The following is a 2963-nucleotide window of genomic DNA, read 5'->3' on the forward strand; positions in this document are numbered from 1 at the left end:
TGTTCTTTCAGGTCGTTGCTAAACGCTATGAGTCAGGCAGCGTGATCCTGACCAGCAACCTGCCGTTTACTCAGTGGTCCGGAACGTTTGGTGATAACGAAACGCTGACGGCAGCGATGCTGGATCGGCTGCTTCACCATGCGCATATCGCCCAAATCAGCGGCCAATGCTACCGATTGAAGGATAAGCTGAAAAGCGGTCAAATCCAGAAGGAAACGAAAGCAACAACGTTCGAGTAATTCAAAGGGGGTGGGTCAGTTTTACTTTGGCAGGGTGGGTCAGAATTCGATCGGTATTGACACATTGCGACCACGGAAGATAAACAGGTGGCCGGAGAACGGGTTTTCATCAAGTGCATGCTGTACCAGCTCGCCCAGACCATTGAACGATTTACGCATATCCGTGACGCCAGCAACCAGCCAGATACGGGTGCCTGACGGGAGGGATATCATTGGCTTCTCCCAGTCAGCTCGCGGAGCCGCACGGCCAGCAACTCTGATGACGGGTTCTCAAGCGTCATTTTGCCGTGACGGAACTCAACATAACAGGAGGTGGCATTCAGCGCTGAGAGCTGACCTGGATCTGTGTTCGTCTCACCTGTTGGCGCTGGGTCAGGTATCACCTCGACAGGCAGCATCATCGGTGATGGTGAGGATTCGACTGTTGCAGGAAGGCGATGTGATATGCGACCCTCCTCCTGCCAGAGTCGTAACCATTTTAAAGATGACGTTATCGTTAATGCCGTTTTCGCGGGCAATCTGAGCAACGCAGGCACCCTGGGCAGGAAACCAGTTCGACCATACGGAGCCTGAAGTTATTCGAATAATTTTTACGAGGATCTTTTCGCTAGGATTGGGTTTCCATACATAGATGTCCGTCTGTAACCTAGTCGTCGCGCCGGCCTGTTGCCGGGATGCTTCAGCGTTATCCACACCTAGGGTAGCTCAGCAGTAGCATCCGCACATCCATTCAGTTGCCACCTTCCTGCAGCGCGAAAACTATTGGGGATTGGAACAATCAGTAGCTAAACTGGGCCCAGATCGGTACGTGGTCAGAGGGCCTTTCCATCGCGCGAATATCGTAATCAATCCCGGTTGCAATGCAGCGCTCCGCCAGCGGCTTACTGGCCAGTACCAAGTCAATGCGCAGGCCGCGGTTATCGTCAAAGCCTTTTGAGCGGTAATCGAACCATGAGAAGCGGTCGTTAACGTCGCTGTTCTGGGCGCGCCAAGTATCGACCAGCCCCCAGTTCATCAAGCGGTCCATCCATTCGCGCTCTTCGGGCAGGAATGAGCACTTACCGGTGCGCAGCCAGCGCTTGCGGTTATCCTCGCCAATGCCGACATCTAGGTCGCTGCTGCTGATATTCATGTCGCCCATAATCAGTACCTGATTTTCCACTTTCTGCTGCTGCTCAAGGTAGCTTTGCAGGTCGCGATAGAACTTCTCTTTCGCCGGGAATTTGGTCGGATGGTCGCGGCTTTCCCCCTGTGGAAAATAGCCGTTAATCACGGTCAGCGGGCCTGCTGGCGTCTGAATGTCCGCCATAATAATGCGGCGTTGGGCGTCTTCGTCATCACCCTCGAAACCCCGACGCACGGCGAGCGGCGGCTCTTTGGCTAGCAGTGCAACGCCGTAATGCCCTTTCTGACCGTGATAAAACACGTTATAGCCGAGTCTCGCCACGTCTTTGAGCGGGAACATGTCATCGCGAACTTTGGTTTCCTGCAAGCCAATAACATCAGGCTGATGCTGTTCGACAATAGCGGCGAGTTGATGAGGTCGAGCACGCAACCCGTTGATATTAAAAGAAACAAATTTCATAGCGCAGGCCATTTAGCGTCGAAAAAGATGGCAGAATGGTAGCAGAAGTCGGGGCGAGAAAGAAATATTGCTGCGATAGATGATGCAATAAATTGTGGCACGAAGCGGGGAGGGGATGTCGAAATGGTTGTGGGGGAAGGGATAACTGCGTCGCTGCGCTCCTTGCCCTACGGACGCCACAGGTGGCATGGTCTCACTGCGTTCGGCTCAAACCTTCTCATCCTTCCCATCAGGAAGATGACTGGGTCGTGCAAGAATGGGATATCCGGGCATTTGAAGATGGTGGTGGGGGAAGGATTCGAACTTCGAAGTCGATGACGGCAGATTTACTGTCTGCCCCCTTTGGCCGCTTGAGACCCCCACCACTGGTCTTACTGCTATGCTTGTTAAGCGGGGCGCATCTTATCAGATGAACTGACGCTGTAACGCCCCGTTAAGAGAAAGCGTTGCGATTGCTATTTTACCCGCGCTGCTGTTTTGTTAAATAAAACAGCAGCATCCGACTACAGAATGATGGTGCGGTTGCTGTGAACAAATACCCACTGCGCCAGCACCTAGTAGAGTGCACAACTCAGCGCACAGCGCATTTTTCTCTACATCGCGCCCTGCATGCATCATATCTTCTGCGGTATAGATATGATCGACGTGGATAACATCTTGCATGATGATGGGGCCTTCATCCAGATTGTCATTCACGTAGTGCGCGGTGGCACCGATGATCTTCACGCCGCCGAAGTACGCCAGCACATCGGCCTCCGCCTCGTCCATCATCTCCGTGACCGCCGGCGCGCTTTTTTCCAGTTGCCCGGCGACCTCACGCTAGGTGGCATGGGCACTTTTCTCATCGGTCTGCACGAACACCTGCTGTATCGCCGCTTTCAGGCCGCTGTGCGCGTCGGAGATGACCAGCTTTACGCCCTCTAGGCCGCGCTCCTTCAGGCTGAGCAGGAAGGCCAGCCAGAACGCTTTGGCTTCTGACTCGCCGATACCCATCCCGATGATTTCCCAGCGTCCGTCCGGTGACGTGCAGTTTATCGAGCAGTTCCGCCAAGCCACCGATCACTTGGTAATTACCAGCTATCCTGAAGGGATTTATCTGAAAGGTTTTGCCTGCCGCGTATTGTGACTTGAAAACGTTG

2 protein-coding genes, 1 tRNA gene, 1 other RNA gene and 4 pseudogenes are annotated in these 2963 nt (G+C 53.8%); 2 read left to right on the forward strand and 6 right to left on the reverse strand.

Translation table 11 applies throughout. The annotated features are described in order from the left end of the window. A partial coding sequence (locus BBW68_RS04795) for an ATP-binding protein (RefSeq protein ID WP_186821277.1) occupies window positions 1-239 on the forward strand: 239 nt, incomplete at its 5' end. A gap of 66 nt (window positions 240-305) precedes the next feature. On the opposite strand, the pseudogene tnpB reads toward BBW68_RS04795, so the two are convergent. From tnpB to BBW68_RS20545, 6 genes and pseudogenes are all read right to left on the reverse strand, one after another. Further along, a pseudogene (gene tnpB, locus BBW68_RS15820) lies at window positions 306-452 on the reverse strand (IS66 family insertion sequence element accessory protein TnpB); the annotation flags it as partial. Continuing rightward, window positions 449-846 (reverse strand): annotated as a pseudogene (locus tag BBW68_RS20300) (transposase); the annotation flags it as partial. The pseudogenes BBW68_RS20300 and tnpB, both read right to left, overlap by 4 nt. A 171-nt stretch (window positions 847-1017) precedes the next feature. Then, window positions 1018-1824 carry an exodeoxyribonuclease III gene (xthA, locus tag BBW68_RS04805; protein ID WP_070134239.1) on the reverse strand — a complete coding sequence of 269 codons (807 nt, stop codon included), beginning with the start codon at window positions 1822-1824 and terminating at the stop codon, window positions 1018-1020. Window positions 1825-1948: 124 nt separating this feature from the next. Then, window positions 1949-2066: non-coding RNA, RtT sRNA (locus BBW68_RS04810), on the reverse strand. Between the two features lie 38 nt (window positions 2067-2104). After that, window positions 2105-2188 (reverse strand) — tRNA-Tyr (locus tag BBW68_RS04815). 139 nt (window positions 2189-2327) lie between these two features. Further along, window positions 2328-2847 (reverse strand): annotated as a pseudogene (locus BBW68_RS20545) (transposase); the annotation flags it as partial. Here BBW68_RS20545 and BBW68_RS19560 point away from each other — a divergent pair. Continuing rightward, window positions 2846-2950 (forward strand): annotated as a pseudogene (locus tag BBW68_RS19560) (hypothetical protein); the annotation flags it as partial. The pseudogenes BBW68_RS20545 and BBW68_RS19560 sit on opposite strands and share 2 nt — an antisense overlap. Window positions 2951-2963 lie beyond the last annotated feature (13 nt).

This window comes from Candidatus Erwinia dacicola (assembly GCF_001756855.1).
In the GTDB taxonomy this organism is placed as follows: Bacteria; Pseudomonadota; Gammaproteobacteria; order Enterobacterales; family Enterobacteriaceae; genus Erwinia; species Erwinia dacicola.